Raw genomic sequence first — 15,800 nt, forward strand, 5'->3', positions numbered from 1 at the left:
CGTCGCGGCCGTGTCTCCCTCACGATGGGAGGCATGCCCCTCAATGACATGCCGTGGTGGCGCTGGCGCAGCAATGTGCGATCGGCGCTGCACATGATCAGCGACCCGGTCTTCCAGCGCGAGGTCTGGCAGACCGGACGCGCGGGCTACGGCGACGTCACCGACGCCGTCTACCGCCTCGTCGAGGACACCTGGCTCGACAACTGGTCCGCCGAGAAGTACGTCGGCACGATATTCCGCGACCCGCAGGAGGCGGCGCTCGTCGACGTCGCCGTGCTGCGGGTGCTGAAGATCCTGCACCAGGTGGGGGCCGACGCGCCCGCCTCCGCCTACCTGGAGCACGCCGGCTGGCCGGACGCGGTCCAGGCCGCGCGCGAGGCGCACGTCCTGATGGCGGGAGCGGACGGCGAGGACCCGGACAGCCCGCCGCGCTCGCTGGAGGTGCTGGCGATCTACACGCGTTCCGCGTGACGGACAGCCCGGCGCGGAAGCGGCCGCGTATGCGAGGCTGACGAGGTGAACGAACAGCCGTCGCAGCCGCCCGTCGAGCCGCAGTACGTCCTGACCCTGTCCTGCCCCGACAAGCAGGGCATCGTGCACGCGGTCTCCAGTTACCTCTTCATGACCGGCTGCAACATCGTGGACAGCCAGCAGTTCGGCGACCGCGACACCGGGCTGTTCTTCATGCGGGTGCACTTCTCCGCCGACCCCCCGGTCGACGTCGACAAGCTGCGCGCCAGCTTCGCGGCCATCGCCGACGCCTACCACATGGACTGGCGGATCCACCCGTCCGCGGAGCGCATGCGGATCGTGCTCATGGTCAGCAAGTTCGGGCACTGCCTCAACGACCTGCTGTTCCGCACCAGCATCGGCGCACTCCCGGTCGAGATCGCCGCGGTGGTGTCCAACCACACCGACTTCCGCGAGCTGGTCGGCTCCTACGGCGTCCCCTTCCACCACATCCCGGTCACCCGCGACACCAAGGCCGAGGCCGAGGCGCAGGTCCTCGACCTGGTGCGCAGCGAAGGCGTGGAACTGGTGGTGCTCGCCCGCTACATGCAGGTGCTGTCCGACAACCTGTGCCGGGAGCTGTCCGGGCAGATCATCAACATCCACCACTCCTTCCTGCCGAGCTTCAAGGGCGCCAAGCCCTACCACCAGGCGCACGACAGGGGAGTGAAGCTGATCGGCGCGACCGCGCACTACGTGACGGCCGACCTCGACGAGGGGCCGATCATCGAGCAGGAGGTCGAGCGGGTCGGCCACGAGGTCACCCCCGAGCACCTGGTCGCCATCGGCCGCGACGTGGAGTGCCAGGCGCTGGCACGCGCGGTGAAGTGGCACAGCGAGCACCGGGTGCTGCTCAACGGGCGCCGCACGGTCGTCTTCGCCTGAGCCTGAGCCTGAGCCTCGGTCTTGGTCTCGGTCTCGGTCTCGACCCGAGTCCTCGCCTGAGCGCCTCGAGCCGCCGCCGGCCTCGGCGACCGCCGGCCGGCGGGCCGTTCAGAGCCGGGAGAGCGACGCCGTGGCGAAGAGCACGTCCCGGATGGCGTCACGGTCGCCCTGCTGGCCGAACGCGATCCGCTCGGGCTCCAGATGGCCCGCCGCGAGCTGGCAGAATTCCACGCCGTCCAGCGCCACATGGGCGACCGTGTGGTCGTGCGAGGCGAGCGCGCCGGGCGAGTCCAGCGGCAGATACCACTCGCCGCCGCCCGCGCCCTCGATCTCCAGCAGCAGCGAACGCCCCGGCGCACCGGCCTCGGTGAGCCGGGCGACGGAGTCGGCGAGCCCGCCCCTGCGCCGCTCGGCCAGCGCGGCGGGCAGCATCCTGGCGGCCAGGTCGATCATCCGCTTCAGGTTGCGCGGCGCGGGCGCGTCGTACGGATAGGCCACGGCTTCGGCGATGTCCCAGGCGTGGATCCAGCACTCGAAGGCGCGGTCGACGAAGGCGTCCCGCATCGGCAGCGCGAACGCCCCGTAGTCGACGCCGATTTCCGCGGCGCCGCTGCCCGCGAAGGACACCGTACGCAGCAGGGTGTGGCTCTGGCCGCGCCAGGCGTCGCGCAACTCCGCGCCGGTCGCGCCGCCGGAACCGCCGTCCGCGCGCTGCGCCGTCCACAGCGCCTCGGTGCGGCCCACGGGGTCGGACGGCAGGGCGAGGGCGCCGCCGCGGTCCGCTCCCGGCAGGCCGAGGGCCACCGCCACCAGGCCGTCGACCGTGGTGAGGTGGGCGATGACCTGGCCGATGGTGACCTTCCTGGTCACCGGGGCGCCGTCGTACCAGCGCAGTTCGACCGGCTCGTGCCAGTAGCTGTCACCGAGGTCGCGCAGCAGCGCGTCGAGCCTGGCTGCCTCCGCGTCGTAGGGCGCGGCCCATTCGGGTACCGGGATACGGGCCGGGCGGCGGCCGAGGCATCCCTCGAGCACCCGGGCGCGCAGCAGCGGATCGAGGTCGAGGCTCTCCTCACGGTGCAGCAGGCCCACCGCGTCGCGCAGCCGCAGCGCCTCGTCGGCGCAGCTTGCGCAGTCGGTGAGGTGCACCTCGACGGCAAGCGACTCGTCGTGCGAGCAGACAGCGAGCGCCCATGCGCCGAGCAGGGACTTCAGGGTGCCGTGGTCGTACCGCGGCAGCCGGGGCTGCGGGGTCGGCGGTGGTGCGGAAGGCGGCGAGGTCGGGGTCGGTGCGGAAGGCGGCGGGGGCGTGGGATGTGCGGGCGGGCGCACGGGCTCGGCCGGTGGCGTCGCGGGCTCGCGCGGGGTGCCGGACTGGTCGCGCTGGCTCGGCACCCGGGGCAGGTCTTCGCCGCCCTGCGGGCCGTCTCCGTCGCGGTAGGCGGGGCCGCTCACGGCCGCTCCATGCGGCCCTGGCCGCCGGTGTCGAAGGGGCTGTGCGGGCCGCGGCGCTCCAACGGGAGATCCTCCTGGTCGCCGACCGGTTCCATGGCGGTGGACAGCAGTTGCAGACCCAGCCGCAGCCGGCGCCGCGACTCGTCGGCGCTCACCCCGAGGCCCTCGGCGGCGTCCCGGTAGTCGAGGCGCTCGCGGTAGGCGAGTTCGAGCGCGTCACGCAGCGGGGCGGGCATCGAGGTGACGATGAAGTCGGCGCGGGCCGCGGTGTTGGCCTCCCGGACCCTGGCCTCGACCTCGGTGGGCGTCGAACGCCCGCGGCTCTCGTACTGGCGCAGCCGGTGCACCGCCTGACTCTGGGTGAGAGCGGCGATCCAGGAGCGCAGGGAGCCGTGCTTGGGGTCGTAGTCGTCCGGATTCTCCCAGATGTACCCGAAGACCTCGCGGGTGATCAGGTCGGCCGCCTCGTCGTCGTCGAGCACCCGGTGGGCCAGGTTGTGCACGAGTGAGGCGTAGCGGTCGTAGAGCTCGCCGAGCGCCGCCTCCTCGCCGCGGGCGAGGCGCTGCTGCATCTTGCGGTCCCAACGTGGCGGTGCGGGTGTAGCCATCTGCCGCCCCTTTGCGTCGTCGGCCGCCTCACCGGCCCGGTGGCCGCTGCATTCGACCGTACCCGCCGTCCACCACGGCATGCGCCCCTTTGCACCAACCTGGCCCCTCATGTGATCGGTTCTGTCGGTCTGTTATCCGGGTGTGACCGGAAGATTGCAGAGTTGCGGTTGAGAACGGGCATAGGGTCGTTGTGATGACGAAGCTGAAACCGACAGCGAGGCGAGGTGCGGTCCCGTGCTGGTGACCCGAGCCGAGCGAGACGGCTGGGCGGTCGTGACGGTCGCAGGCGAGATGGACCTGATCTCGTCGCCCGCGGTACGGCAGAAGGTCCACGACGCGGTGGCCGAGGGGCAGCGCAACGTGGTGCTCGATCTGGCCGATGTGCGCTTCTGCGACTCCAGCGGGGTGGGCGTGCTGATCGGCGCCCGCCGGCTGATGCGGTCCTGCGCCGGGCGGCTGCGGATCGTGCTGCCCGAGGAGGGTGCGGTGCCCGGTGAGGGCGCGCACGTCAACCGGGTGCTCGCCGCGCTCGGAGTGCGCCGGCTGTTCGAGGTCTTCCCCGATCTGGCGGCCGCCACCGACGACGCCGCCCAGCCCCTGAGCGCCTGACGCCCCACGGTGGCCCGCGGATGCGGGCCGATTGATGCGGGCCGATTACGGAGCGTCCGCGCGGTGTTGTGTCCGATGCGTGACTTGTCACGCGGTGGAGTCGGCACCTGCCTCGGGTACGCTCCATCGGGTGCGCGTATGTCCAAGGCTGCTCGAAGGTACCGCCCGGTCGACCCGGGTGGTGCTGCGGCCTGGGCGTTCTGCGCCCCGCCCGATGCGCCGGACAGTATGCGGCACGCGTGGGCCATTGCGATGGAATATGACGGAAGCGCTTGTTGGAGTGACTGTCGGGCAATCATGCTGTGTGGGGTCGGGATCACGCACGGTGATCCTGGGCAGGCGTGAGGCCTTGTGTCCGCCGGTTCGGATGGTGTGAGCAGTGCAGATGCTGCAGGTGCAACTGGAGGTCGGCGTGGACCCCGCGGAAGTGGGGAGAGCGCGCCGCTGGGCGAGGTCGCGGCTGGTCGGATCCGGAATAGGTGCCGACGAGCCGGTCGCCGAGACTCTCATCCTGCTCATCTCGGAACTGGTCACCAACGCGGTGGTGCACACCGGCTGCCCCGCGGTGCTGCGGATGCTCTTCCCGGCCGCGCCCGCGGCGCCGGTACGCGTCGAGGTCTCCGACACCAGCGAGACGCCGCCCGCCCCGCGGCACGCCCGTCGCGAGGACACCGGCGGACGCGGGCTCGAACTCGTCGACGGCCTCGCCGACCGCTGGGGCTGGCAGCCCGAGGGCGCTGGCAAGCAGATCTGGTGCGAGGTCGACCGCGCGGCCGCCCTCACCTGATCGCCGTCGGGCGGCGGGCAAGGTGCCGGGATCAGCGGTGCCCGGACGGCTGGAAGGTGCGCCGGTAGGCCGTCGGTGACACCCCCACCGCCAGCTGGAGGTGCTGCCGCATCGAGGCGCCGGTGCCGAAACCCGCCTTCACGGCGATCCGGTCCACGCTCAGATCGGTCGACTCCAGCAACTGCCTGGCGAGTTCGACCCGCTGCTGGATCAGCCAACGGCCCGCGCTCATGCCCACCTCCTCCCGGAAGCGCCGGGTGAAGGTGCGCACGCTCATCGACTCCCGCTCGGCCAGCTGCCGTAGCGTGAGCGGCTGCTCCAACCGGTCGAGCGCCCACGCCCTGGCCCGCTCCGTACTGGCCAACTGCGGCTCGGGCAGCGGCCGGTGGATGTACTGCGCCTGCCCGCCCTCGCGGTGCGGCGGCACCACGGTGCGGCGGGAGACGGAGTTGGCGACCGCGGTGCCGCAGTCCCTGCGCACGATGTGCAGGCACAGGTCGATGCCCGCGGCCACCCCTGCCGAGGTCAGCACATCCCCGTCGTCCACGTAGAGGACGTCCGGGTCGACCCTGACCTGCGGGAAGAGCTGCTGGAAATGGTCGGCGCTGGTCCAGTGCGTGGTCGCGGGGCGGCCGTCCAACAGGCCCGCCGCGGCCAGCAGATACGAGCCGGTGCAGATCGAGACCACCCTCGTGCCGGGCCGGATCGCCGCGAAGGCCGCCCTGAGCGGCGCGGTGAGCACCCCCTCGGTGAAGACCACCCCGAGCTCGTGCGACGCGGGCACGACCACGGTGTCGGCCTCGGCCAGCGCCTCCAGACCGTGCGACACCACGATCGGGAAGTCGGCGTCGGTGCGCACCTCGCCCGGCTCGACGCTGCACGTCACGACCTCGTAGAGCGGCGCACGGTCCTCGGTGCCCACGGCGGCGCCGAAGATCCGCAGCGGGATGCCCAGCTCGAAGGGGATCACGCCGTTCAGGGTGAACACCGCGACATGGTGCCGCTCCGGGTGCCGGAAGACCCCGGCGGAGGATCCGGTACCGGGCGCGGCGGCAGCGGCCGGGGGCCTGGCGGGCTGTGGCTGTGGCTGTGGCTGCGGCTGTGCGGGCGGCTGAGGCGGCAGCGGGGGAGTCATGGCCCGATTCTTGCATATGATGGCCATCGGGCCACTCGTCCCCGGAAACCCGCCACCGGAGACTGCTCATGTGACGCAGACATCTCAAGTCCCCGCGCCTGCCACCAGTGGCCTCCCTGTCCGTCCCGGCCGCCGCCCGCGCCTGCACCGCGCGTGGGTGGTCGCCGCCGTCACCTTCGTGACGCTGATCGGTTCCGCCGCATTCGCCTCCCTCCCGGGTCTGCTGATCGACCCCCTGCACTCCGAATTCGGCTGGTCGCGCGGCATGATCGGCCTGGCCGTGTCGATCAACCTCGCGCTGTACGGGATCACCGCCCCCTTCGCCGCCGCGCTGATGGACCGCTTCGGCATCCGGCGGGTGGTGGTCTGCGCCCTGCTGACGATCGCGCTCGGCGCGGGGCTGACCGTCTCCATGACGCAGGTCTGGCAACTCATCCTGTGCTGGGGCGTCCTGGTCGGCCTCGGCAGCGGGTCCATGGCCCTCGCCTTCGCCGCCACCGTCACCAACCGGTGGTTCGACGCCCGCCGCGGCCTGGTCACCGGTGTCCTCACCGCGGCAGGCGCCGCAGGGCAGTTGGTCTTCCTGCCGCTGCTGTCCTGGATCACCGAGCACCACGGCTGGCGGCCGGCCGCGGCGCTGGTGGCGGCGGCAGCCGTCGCCGTCGTCCCCTTCGTCTGGTTCCTGCTGCGCGACCACCCCGCCGACGTGGGCGTGGCCCCCTACGGCGCCGAGGAGTTCGTCCCCAAGCCGCCGCCGGTCACCGGCGCCGCCGCCCGTACGCTGCGGGCACTCGGCGAAGCAGCGCGCACCGGCACCTTCTGGCTGCTCGCCGGCTCCTTCGCGATCTGCGGGGCCTCCACCAACGGCCTCGTCAAGACGCACTTCGTGCCCGCCGCCCACGACCACGGCATGCCCGTGACGGCCGCCGCCTCACTCCTCGCCGTGATCGGCGTCTTCGACATCGTCGGCACGGTGGCCTCCGGATGGTTCACCGACCGCATCTCCCCGCGCCGGCTGCTCGCCATCTACTACGGCCTGCGCGGACTCTCGCTCATGTTCCTCCCCATGCTGCTCGGCGACAGCGTCCACCCGCCGATGGTGCTGTTCATCGTCTTCTACGGACTCGACTGGGTGGCCACGGTGCCGCCGACGATCGCCCTGTGCCGCGAGCACTACGGCGAGAACAGCGCGATCGTCTTCGGATGGGTGCTGGCAGCCCACCAGATCGGTGCCGCGCTCGTCGCCTTCCTCGGCGGTGTGGCCCGTGATGCCTTCGGTTCGTACGACGTCGTCTGGTACACCTCCGGTGCGTTGTGTGCGCTGGCCGCGCTGATGTCCCTGGTGATCCGCCGGCGGCCGGTCGCCGCGCCTCCCGCGATGGCGGTCATGGTGTGAACGGACCGCCGCAGGCCCCCGGTTCCGCATCCGCTCCCGATCACTCGAACGAGTGATCGAATGCCCCGTCGTCGCAGATCACGGGCGGATGCGGGACGCCGCCCTGGCGATCCGGCGGGCGTCGATCGCCATCTCGCGGAACATCCCGCTGATCGGGTTGGTGAACCCGGTGAAGAACAGCCCCGGCGCGCCCGGAGGGGTGCGCGGCCCGTGCACCACCGGGCGCCCGCGGCCGTCCAGCACCCCGAGATGGCCGACCAGCCCCTCCAGCCCGCGCCGGTAGCCGGTCGCGGCGACCACGACCTCGGGGGCGATCTGCGAGCCGTCCGCGAGATGCACCTGCCCGCCCTCGAACCGTTCGACGGCGGCGACGGGTTCGACCCGCCCCGACCGCACCGCGTCGATCAGCCCGACGTCCTGCACCGGGATCGCCCCGTCCAGCACCCGCGCGTACAACCCGCTCTCGGGCCGCGGCAGACCGTAGGCGGACAGGTCCGGCACGCTCGCCCGCTCGATGTAGGGCGCCACCCGGTCCACCAGCCGCGTCGGCAGCCGCCGGACGAGGATGCCGCTGGCCTGCGCCGGCCAGCCCGCCGTCGAGCGGCGCATGATGTGCGGCGGGGTGCGCACCGCCAGCCGCACCCGGCCCGCACCGCCTTCGACCAGGTCGACCGCGATCTCTGCGCCGGTGTTGCCGACCCCGACGACCAGCACGTCACGGCCCGCGTATGCGGCGGCATTGCGGTAGTCGGCGGCGTGCAGCAGTTCGCCGGTGAAGGCGTCGCGGCCGGGCCAGTCGGGGATGTGGGGCGTGTGGTTGTGGCCGGTGGCCACGACGACGACCGGTGAGCCCAGCACCCGGCCGCCGGTGGCGGGCAGTTCCCAGCCGGCGTCGCCCCGCTCGACGCGGTCCACGGCGATCCCGGTCGCGACGTCGAGGCTGTGGTGTTCCGCGTACTGCTCCAGGTAGCGCACCACGTCGTCCCGGCCGACCCAGCGGCCGTACGCGCGGGGTATCCCCAGCCCCGGCAGCGCGGAGAGTCTTCGGGTGGTGTGCAGGTGCAGCCGGTCGTAGTGGCCGCGCCAGGACGCGCCGAGCTGTTCCGCGCGCTCCAGGACGAGAGGGCGTAGGCCACGCTGCCGCAGCGCCGCCGCCGCTGCCAGGCCGCCGGGGCCCGCGCCGATCACGATCGCGTCGGGCGTCGCGGCCAGGCCCGCTGCCGCTGGGGTGGGGGTTGGCTCGGACATGCGGAACTCCTGTGGTGGGGCGGGGTACTGGCTGCGGTCGAGAGCGTAGCCGCCCGGCGGGACAGGGACGCGTCAGCCGCCGGTGGCCCTGCGGTAGAGGGCGAGGACCGCGTCCGAGAAGAGGGGGCTGTAGGAGACGCGGTCGGTGGGACCGCCGCCGCCGAGGCCGCCGATCAGGCCGATCACCGTGCCGGTCCCGGTGCGGCTGTCGTAGCCGAGCAGCCAGGGGCTCCCCGAGGTGCCGCCCGAGAAGCCGTCGCAGAACAGGCGCAGTTGGTCGCGCCGGTCGAGGCGTCCCGTGGTGGTCGTGCAGGCGACCGCCCGGTCCGTCGGGTCGCCGCCGAGCCGCGGATAGCCGATGACGGTGACGCGGTTGCGGTAGCCGGGGGTGGGGGCAAGCCGGTTGGCGCCCGTGACGTCCTCGAGGCGCTGCCCGTGCCTGTTGCGCCTCACCCGGGCGAAGGCGACGTCGTGGTCGGAGGCGGCATCGTCGTCCGGCGCCCAGCGCGGGTCGGTGAAGACCTCCGCGACCGCCCAGATCCCGTACGGCTGCCGGTCCGCGCCGACACCGGCGCGGTATTGCGGCACGAAGCCGACGTCGGTACCCGGATCGCAGTGGGCCGCGGTGAGGACGAGGTCACGGCCGGGGCTGTGGACGACGCTCGCCGTGCAGTAATGCGCGGCCATGTCGTCGCCGACGGAGAAGAGCACGCCCACGGCGGGCACTCCCGCGATGTACGCGGCGGAGTCGGGCGCCTCCGAGGCGGGGGTCTCGGCGGCCGCCTGGTCGACCGGCGGCAGGCTGCGCCCCGGCGCCGGCATGGCGGCGGTCATCCGCTCGGGCGTCCAGAAGCGGGCGGCGGCCTGCGCGGTCCAGCCCGGAGCCGTACGGACGGTTCCGCCGCGCGCGGGCCACAGGACAGCCGGGAGCGCGATGAGCGCGGTGCACGTCAGTGGCAGCAGCATGCGTCGCAGCAGCACGGGCGTCGGCCCCTTCGGCAGCGGCGGAGGACGGGTCGCGGTCGCGAGGGCGACGGCGCGGTCGACCGGTGGCGGCCCACGCCGGTCTTGCGGTCGTCCGGTGGTGGCCCGCGCCGGTCTTGCGGCAGTCCGCTGTGCGCGGCTGTGCCGCCGGTCTTGCGGGCGTCCGCTGTGCGCGGCTGTCCGCGCGTCAGGGGCCGCCACGCGCCGGCGGCGACCTCATGCCGCGCCGGATTTGGGCCGCCGCGCCGGGCTCGTCGCGCCACGTCGGACCGGTCGGTCGGGCAATTCGCGCCGGTCCGCATTGCCGGTGCCGATCGCGCAGCGTCCTTCGCGCCACCGCCCGCCGTGCGGAGGCCCGCCCGCACGGGTCTGCCGTACCGCTCGTGGCGACACAGGCCTCGGTTGCTCCGGCAACCGGTTCGGCGGCTCGGCCGCTCGGCCGCTCGGCGGCTGTGCCCGCGACTACTTGGGCGGCTTCTTGCCGGTCACACCGAGGTGCACGAGCAGCGCCAGGTTGGGCTTGAGGTCGGCCTGCTTGAAGCCGGACCCGGTGAAGCCCTTCTGGTGTGCGGCCACCGCGGCGAGCATGGTCACCAGTGAGCCGGCGATGGCCGGTGCGCTGACGTCCTTGTCGACGCGACCCTTGCCCTGAAGCTCCTTGATGGACTCGGTGAGCGAGCCCGTCACCGCGGTGAGGATCTTGGTGCGGATTTTGGAGAAACGTTTATCCCCTTCAGCGGCACCGAGATCGATGACGCGGAGGATGGCGTCGTTCTTCCGCCAGAAGGAGAGGAAGCCGTCGACGAGTTCGTCGGCCGCCTGGGCGCCCGACTTGCCGACCCAGGAGCGGCCCGCGACCAACTCCGTCAGGCTCGCCCCCTCCTTCGCCATCTCGTCGGCGAGCTCCAGGACGGCGCCCTCGACGTCGGGGAAGTACTGGTAGAAGGTGGCGGGCGAGGTGCCGGCCATCCGTGCGACGTCGATCACCTTGACGTCCCGGTACGGCGACGTGCTGAGCATCTCGCTCAGGCAGTCGAGCAGCTTCTGCCGCGTCGCCTGCCCTCGGCGACCCGCGACACGTCCGTCGACGGTGCGAACTTGTCCTGTCATGCCGTCAGCTTACCGGCGGGTGATCCTCGCGCGATTTGGCCGCGTGCAAATGGGGAGGGGGTGCTTGGTGGTACGGAAGACGCAGGTCAATGAGGGTTTGCGAGAGCTAAGCGGAACCTGCTTTCGGGTCGCCGAGCCGACCTTTGTGTACCTTTTGTGGCCTTTTGCGGTACCCGACGGGTGGCCCCTCGAAGAATTGACCATATGTTCGAATTAGGCCCTCAGGCTGTGGGGAAGATCACTGAAGAAGGCGGCCGGGGCGGCCGTCGAGCAGATGGGGATCCATGGAGAGGAAGGACCGGATCATGTCCGCATTCAGTGAAGGCGCACCCTGCTGGGTCGACGCGGCGGTGCCCGACCTGGCGGCGGCCCGGCGGTTCTACGGGGAGCTGTTCGGCTGGACCTTCGAGGACCAGGGCGAGGATTTCGGGCACTACACACTGGCTTTCCGCGACGGCAGGCCGGCTGCGGCCCTGATGGCCAAGCCGGATCCCGCGATGCCCACCGCCTGGAGCGTCTACTTCGCGTCGCCCGACGCGACCGGCGCCGCCGCCAGGATCGGCGCGGCCGGCGGGCAGGTCGTCTTCGGCCCGGACAAGGCGGGGGAGGCCGGGGTGATGCTGGGCGCGGTCGACCCCGGAGGCTCGGTGTTCGGCGTGTGGCAGGCGGGGGAGCATCTGGGCTTCGGCATCACCGACCGCCCCGGGGCCTTCTGCTGGACGGAGAACCACACGCGGGACGCGGCGGCGGTCGACACCTTCTACGAGGCGCTGTTCGGGTATCGGGCCGAGCAGATCGGCGACGGCGAGCACTTCGACTACAAGGTGTGGGCGCTGCCGGCCGAGCCGGAGCGGCAGGTCGGCGGCCGGCTGGAGCTGGGTGCCGGGGTGCCGGAGGACCAGCCCGCCGCCTTCCGCGTCTACTTCGCGGTGGCGGACTGCGATGTGGCCGTCGAGACGGTGCGGGAGCTCGGCGGCCGGGTGACCGGTGAGCCCGCGGACTCGCCCTTCGGCCGGCTCGCCGGTGTCACCGACGACCAGGGCGCGACCTTCACCATCATCGACCGCCAGCGCAAGGAGAGCCCCATAGCAGGGAGTTGACGGCCCCCCGATCCTTTTCGGCGCGTTGTGCCGCTCCCGGGGCGACAGATGGCGGATGATAACGAGTTCGCTCCCTGTGCGTGTCGTGATGGCCCCGGGTTCGCAACCGGCGCTCTTCCCAGGAACAATCAGGTCCGTACTCTGGCGTGGGCGCGGGCAACGGACCGCGAAGGGCAGGACGTACGGACGCGGAGCAGGGCCGCAACAACGCGGGTACGGGGAGGTGGCAGGGCAGTGGTGGAGCAGCTGACGCAGCACGACCCGAGACGGATCGGCCCTTTCGAGGTGCTGGGACGGCTCGGCGCCGGCGGCATGGGGCTGGTCTATCTCGCCCGCTCGGCCTCCGGCCGCCGGGTGGCGATCAAGACCGTGCGCGCGGAGCTCGCCGAGGACCAGCTCTTCCGGGTCCGCTTCACGCGTGAGGTGGAGGCGGCTCGCGCCGTGTCCGGCTTCTACACCGCCGCCGTCGTGGACGCCGACCCGCGGGCCGCCGTGCCCTGGCTCGCCACCGCCTACGTCCCGGCGCCGTCGCTAGAGGAGATCGTCAACGAGGCCGGGCCGATGCCCGCCCAGGCGGTGCGCTGGCTCGCCGCCGGCATCGCCGAGGCCCTCCAGTCGATTCACGCGGCCGGCCTGGTGCACCGCGACATGAAACCGTCCAACGTGCTGGTCGTCGAGGACGGGCCGCGGGTCATCGACTTCGGTATCGCCTCCGGGGTGTCCAACACCCGGCTGACGATGACCAACGTCGCGGTCGGGACCCCCGCCTACATGTCGCCGGAGCAGGCACGCGACTCCCGCAGCGTGCGCGGGGCGAGCGACATCTTCTCGCTCGGCTCGACGCTGGTCTTCGCCGCGACCGGCCATGCGCCCTTCCACGGTGCGAACCCGGTGGAGACCGTGTTCATGCTGCTGCGCGAGGGCCCCGACCTGAACGGCCTGCCCGACGAGCTGCGCCCGCTCATCGAGTCCTGCATGCGGATGGAGGCCGAGGGCCGGCCCACCCCGGCCGACCTCCAGGCGCAGCTCGCCCCGCACCTGTTCTCCACCGGTGGCGACGACACGGGGACGGCGTCGGCCTGGCTGCCGCCGGGGGCGGTCGCCCTGATAGAGCAGCGCCGCAGCGGCCGGGTGCCGGCCGCAGCGGACAGCGGGCGCGGCGCGCACGCCGCCGGCCGGCCCCGCGGAGCGCAGGCCGACCTGCTGCCGCCCCGCCCGGCCCAGCCGCCGCCGATCCCGGCGCACTCGCCAGGCGGCGACGGCGGCCACAGCCGGCACGGCGCGGGTGAGGCGGTGCAGCTTGCCGGCTCCGCGCCGATCGGCCCTGGCCTGCGGGTCGCGGAGGCCGCAGAACACAAGGCGGTGAGCGGCGCCGCACCCGGCACCGAATGGGTCCGCCGCAGAGCCGGGGCGCACCGGGCGGGCGATCCCGCGCCGGTGGCCGTGCCCGGCCAGGGCGCGGCCGCGGCGCCGCCCGCGGAGTGGCGGCCCTGGCGGTTCCGGATGTCCAACGACGTATGGGGCACCCCGGTGGTGGCCGGCGGGCTGCTGTACGTCACCTCCTTCGAGGTGCACGCGCTGGATGTGGCGAGCGGGCGGCGCGAGTTCAAGACCAGGGACGTCGCGTGGACGATGGCGGTGGCCGGCGGGCGTATCCACGCCTCTGACGGCCCGAGCCTCTTCGCGCTGGACGCGGCGGACGGCGCCGACCGGTGGCGTACGCAGATCGACGGCTGGGTCTACGCGGTGAGGACCGACGCGGGCACCGTGGTCACCGGGACCCGCGGCGGCGGGGTCCAGTCATGGGACGCGGGCCGCGGGATGCTGCGGTGGGAGCGGAGCGGCGCGCAGACCGAGTTCGAGTCGCCGGAGTCGGGGCCGACCGTCGTCGGCCGGGCCGTGTACTACCAGGGCGGCGGCCAACTGCACGCGGTCGACGCACTGACCGGGGCGGAGATGTGGTCGTACCCCGTCGGCGAGTCCGGCGCGGGCGGCTCGGTGCCCACCAGGCCGGTGGTCGCGGACGGCATCGTCCATCTGACCGCGGGCACCCGGGTGCTCGCGCTCGACGCGCGCACGGGGGCCGAGCGCTGGCATTTCGACGCCCCGGCCGTGATGTTCGCACCGCCCGCGTACGTGTCCGGCCCCGGGACGTCCGGTGGCGGGGTCTACGTCACCGACCACCTCGGCACGGTCTATGCCCTCGACCCGGCGGGCGGCCGGGAGCGGTGGCGGGTGGCCACCGAGCCGCGGCAGTCCGTCGAGCCGGTCGTGGTGGCGGCCGGGGCGGTGCACCTGGGCGCGGGCAGCGCTCTCTACACGCTGGAGGCGGTCAGCGGCACACCCCGCTGGCGTTTCGCGGCGCAGGGCGAGATCGTCGGGTCGCCCGCGGTCGCCGACGGCCGGGTGCACTTCGGATCCAAGGACCACTGCCTCTACACGGTCGACGCGCAGGGCGGCCAGTTGCGCTGGCGCCTGGAGACCGGCGGCGAGATCACCGGTTCACCGGTCAGTGCGGACGGCGTCGTCTACGCCTGCTCGAAGGACCGCTGCGTGTACGCGCTCGACGCCACCAAGGGCACCGGCGCGTCGCCCCGCCGGGCGTAGCACCGACCGGCCGCGCCCCCGCCACTTCCAGAGCCGCGCCCCGTCTTCCCGCCCCGGGCCGCCAATGACAGGGCGGACCGTCAGCCCGGTGGCCGGTCGGGCAGCGGCGGAAGGGTGAGGGTGTCGTCGTCCTCGGGCCGGTAGGGGGCCTCGCGCGCCGCCTTCGCCGCGGCCGTATCGCCGGCGTCAGGCTGTTCGTACGGCTCGTGCGGCTCGTGCGGCTCGTAAGGCCAGGACGGCTGGTCGTCGGGGCGGACCGCGTCGGCCGGCGGCCACGCACCGTACTCCGCGGCGGGTCTGCCGTCGCGGGTGGCGCGGCGGCCCGGCATCACGGTCGCGCCGAGCAGGAGCAGCGCGCCGCCGCCCACCGCGGCCGCCACGCCGACGTCGAGGCCGTCGCCGCCGGCCGTGAGCGAACCGGTGGACTGCGCCTGCCGGACCATCCACAGCACGGTGACGCCCAGCACCAGCACCCCCGCCGCGCCGACGGACAGCCGGGACCGCATCAGCACTCCCAGCAGGGTGAGCAGGGCCGCGAAGCCCAGCGGAAGGAAGAGGGAGCCGAGCAGGGCCGCGTCGGCCGGGCCTGCACCGACCCCGGTGAAGAGGTCGTGCACCCGGATGTCGGACCCGTGGCGCCCGCCGTACCAGATACGGAAGGGGCTCCAGACGGCGAGCGCCGCTCCGATGAGCGCGATGAGCGAGCCGAGGATGTTGCGGAGCATCCGGCGGCACCGCCTCTTTCGCGTACTCAGCCCCCTCGCGCCCGAGGTTACGCCCGGTTTGCGGTATTCGCCACGCAGGAGGCGCACCGCGTCGCCGACCGGCGGCCCGTGCCCCCGCGCCGCCTACCTCACCGGCGGCCCGTGCCCCCGCGCCGCCTTCCCGGACCGGCCGCCCCGCGCTCGCCCCGGCAGGAAGACGCCCCCCGTAGGAAGCCGCCCCGTAGGAAGCCGCCCCCGCGGGCAGCGCGAAAGCCAGCAGACCGGCCTCAGCGTCCCCTCCACGCTGCGGCCGGTCTGCTGTGCTCGCCCGGGACGTCCGTCCGCGATCCCCTGATCCGCGGACGTTTCCCCCTCCCGGGCTGTCCCCCTGGTCCCCCGTGTGCTCCCCGATCCCCCCGTGATCCCCCCGTGGGATCCAGACCGCGGGCTTTACGGCTTGGTGCCCTCGGTGTGGAAGTTGTCCGGCGTCACCGTGCCGGGCTTGGTGGTGAGCGGTGTGGTCGCCACCGGCTCGGGAGTGCCTTCGGTGTGGAAGTTGTCCGGCTCGACGGTGCCGTCGCCGGTCGGGACCTTGGGCTGATCTGCGCTCATGGTGCTCTCCTGTGTGCGTGTCCAGCTTGGGGACGCTGTCGTAACGCCCGCT

The 15,800-nt window shown here is 73.1% G+C and carries 15 protein-coding genes; 7 read left to right on the plus strand and 8 right to left on the minus strand.

Annotation, left to right across the window (positions count from 1 at the left end; all coding sequences use genetic code 11):
* Positions 1 to 24 precede the first annotated feature (24 nt).
* Positions 25 to 471 (plus strand): hypothetical protein, encoded by a 447-nt coding sequence (locus ACGFMP_RS21490; RefSeq protein ID WP_393674374.1) that lies wholly within the window; start codon positions 25 to 27, stop codon positions 469 to 471.
* Positions 472 to 516: 45 nt separating this feature from the next.
* On the plus strand, positions 517 to 1,395 hold the full coding sequence (purU, locus tag ACGFMP_RS21495; protein ID WP_393674375.1) for a formyltetrahydrofolate deformylase: 879 nt from the start codon (positions 517 to 519) through the stop codon (positions 1,393 to 1,395).
* A gap of 108 nt (positions 1,396 to 1,503) precedes the next feature.
* Here the strand turns inward: purU and ACGFMP_RS21500 are convergent, their stop codons facing one another.
* Together ACGFMP_RS21500 and ACGFMP_RS21505 are read right to left on the minus strand one after the other, a co-directional pair.
* Complete coding sequence (locus ACGFMP_RS21500; protein WP_393674376.1) at positions 1,504 to 2,847, minus strand: maleylpyruvate isomerase N-terminal domain-containing protein; 1,344 nt, start codon at positions 2,845 to 2,847, stop codon at positions 1,504 to 1,506.
* A complete protein-coding gene (locus ACGFMP_RS21505; RefSeq protein WP_393674377.1) occupies positions 2,844 to 3,455 on the minus strand; it encodes a sigma-70 family RNA polymerase sigma factor in 612 nt (203 codons plus the stop codon). The genes ACGFMP_RS21500 and ACGFMP_RS21505 overlap by 4 nt, the downstream gene beginning before the upstream one ends.
* A 241-nt stretch (positions 3,456 to 3,696) precedes the next feature.
* Between ACGFMP_RS21505 and ACGFMP_RS21510 the strand changes: the two genes are divergently transcribed.
* Together ACGFMP_RS21510 and ACGFMP_RS21515 are read left to right on the plus strand one after the other, a co-directional pair.
* Positions 3,697 to 4,065, plus strand: a complete 369-nt coding sequence (locus ACGFMP_RS21510; protein ID WP_393674627.1) for an STAS domain-containing protein — start codon at positions 3,697 to 3,699, stop codon at positions 4,063 to 4,065.
* A 379-nt stretch (positions 4,066 to 4,444) separates the two neighbouring features.
* Complete coding sequence (locus ACGFMP_RS21515) at positions 4,445 to 4,852, plus strand: ATP-binding protein (RefSeq protein WP_393674379.1); 408 nt, start codon at positions 4,445 to 4,447, stop codon at positions 4,850 to 4,852.
* A 31-nt stretch (positions 4,853 to 4,883) separates the two neighbouring features.
* Here the strand turns inward: ACGFMP_RS21515 and ACGFMP_RS21520 are convergent, their stop codons facing one another.
* Positions 4,884 to 5,840 (minus strand): GlxA family transcriptional regulator, encoded by a 957-nt coding sequence (locus ACGFMP_RS21520; RefSeq protein WP_393674380.1) that lies wholly within the window; start codon positions 5,838 to 5,840, stop codon positions 4,884 to 4,886.
* Positions 5,841 to 6,006: 166 nt separating this feature from the next.
* Here ACGFMP_RS21520 and ACGFMP_RS21525 point away from each other — a divergent pair, with 166 nt between their 5' ends.
* On the plus strand, positions 6,007 to 7,383 hold the full coding sequence (locus ACGFMP_RS21525) for an MFS transporter (RefSeq protein ID WP_393674629.1): 1,377 nt from the start codon (positions 6,007 to 6,009) through the stop codon (positions 7,381 to 7,383).
* 78 nt (positions 7,384 to 7,461) lie between these two features.
* On the opposite strand, the gene ACGFMP_RS21530 is transcribed toward ACGFMP_RS21525, so the two are convergent.
* The 3 genes from ACGFMP_RS21530 to ACGFMP_RS21540 all read right to left on the minus strand — a co-directional run bounded on the left by ACGFMP_RS21530 (position 7,462) and on the right by ACGFMP_RS21540 (position 10,725).
* Positions 7,462 to 8,631 carry a flavin-containing monooxygenase gene (locus ACGFMP_RS21530; protein WP_393674381.1) on the minus strand — a complete coding sequence of 390 codons (1,170 nt, stop codon included), beginning with the start codon at positions 8,629 to 8,631 and terminating at the stop codon, positions 7,462 to 7,464.
* 72 nt (positions 8,632 to 8,703) lie between these two features.
* On the minus strand, positions 8,704 to 9,612 hold the full coding sequence (locus ACGFMP_RS21535; protein ID WP_393674382.1) for a trypsin-like serine peptidase: 909 nt from the start codon (positions 9,610 to 9,612) through the stop codon (positions 8,704 to 8,706).
* Positions 9,613 to 10,077: 465 nt separating this feature from the next.
* The gene (locus tag ACGFMP_RS21540; RefSeq protein WP_393674383.1) at positions 10,078 to 10,725 is read right to left on the minus strand and encodes a TetR/AcrR family transcriptional regulator; all 648 of its coding nucleotides are present in this window, start codon (positions 10,723 to 10,725) and stop codon (positions 10,078 to 10,080) included.
* Between the two features lie 305 nt (positions 10,726 to 11,030).
* Between ACGFMP_RS21540 and ACGFMP_RS21545 the strand changes: the two genes are divergently transcribed.
* Both ACGFMP_RS21545 and ACGFMP_RS21550 read left to right on the plus strand, forming a co-directional pair.
* The gene (locus tag ACGFMP_RS21545; protein WP_393674384.1) at positions 11,031 to 11,825 is read left to right on the plus strand and encodes a VOC family protein; all 795 of its coding nucleotides are present in this window, start codon (positions 11,031 to 11,033) and stop codon (positions 11,823 to 11,825) included.
* Positions 11,826 to 12,062: 237 nt separating this feature from the next.
* Positions 12,063 to 14,432 (plus strand): PQQ-binding-like beta-propeller repeat protein, encoded by a 2,370-nt coding sequence (locus tag ACGFMP_RS21550; protein ID WP_393674631.1) that lies wholly within the window; start codon positions 12,063 to 12,065, stop codon positions 14,430 to 14,432.
* 80 nt (positions 14,433 to 14,512) lie between these two features.
* On the opposite strand, the gene ACGFMP_RS21555 is transcribed toward ACGFMP_RS21550, so the two are convergent.
* Positions 14,513 to 15,157, minus strand: a complete 645-nt coding sequence (locus tag ACGFMP_RS21555) for a hypothetical protein (RefSeq protein ID WP_393674385.1) — start codon at positions 15,155 to 15,157, stop codon at positions 14,513 to 14,515.
* Between the two features lie 429 nt (positions 15,158 to 15,586).
* Positions 15,587 to 15,748, minus strand: a complete 162-nt coding sequence (locus tag ACGFMP_RS21560; RefSeq protein ID WP_393674386.1) for a hypothetical protein — start codon at positions 15,746 to 15,748, stop codon at positions 15,587 to 15,589.
* Positions 15,749 to 15,800: the final 52 nt, after the last annotated feature.

Origin of the sequence: Streptomyces sp. NPDC049040, from assembly GCF_043197715.1 — a bacterium.
Lineage (GTDB): Bacteria > Actinomycetota > Actinomycetes > Streptomycetales > Streptomycetaceae > Actinacidiphila.

What these genes read in the sequence shown, in the direction of transcription:
- ACGFMP_RS21490 (WP_393674374.1), top strand. Translation starts at nt 25, where the DNA reads ATGGGAGGCATGCCCCTCAATGACATGCCGTGGTGGCGCTGGCGCAGC.
- ACGFMP_RS21505 (WP_393674377.1), bottom strand. Translation starts at nt 3,455, where the DNA reads ATGGCTACACCCGCACCGCCACGTTGGGACCGCAAGATGCAGCAGCGC.
- ACGFMP_RS21525 (WP_393674629.1), top strand. Translation starts at nt 6,007, where the DNA reads ATGGCCATCGGGCCACTCGTCCCCGGAAACCCGCCACCGGAGACTGCT.
- ACGFMP_RS21530 (WP_393674381.1), bottom strand. Translation starts at nt 8,631, where the DNA reads ATGTCCGAGCCAACCCCCACCCCAGCGGCAGCGGGCCTGGCCGCGACG.
- ACGFMP_RS21540 (WP_393674383.1), bottom strand. Translation starts at nt 10,725, where the DNA reads ATGACAGGACAAGTTCGCACCGTCGACGGACGTGTCGCGGGTCGCCGA.
- ACGFMP_RS21545 (WP_393674384.1), top strand. Translation starts at nt 11,031, where the DNA reads ATGTCCGCATTCAGTGAAGGCGCACCCTGCTGGGTCGACGCGGCGGTG.
- ACGFMP_RS21555 (WP_393674385.1), bottom strand. Translation starts at nt 15,157, where the DNA reads ATGCTCCGCAACATCCTCGGCTCGCTCATCGCGCTCATCGGAGCGGCG.
- ACGFMP_RS21560 (WP_393674386.1), bottom strand. Translation starts at nt 15,748, where the DNA reads ATGAGCGCAGATCAGCCCAAGGTCCCGACCGGCGACGGCACCGTCGAG.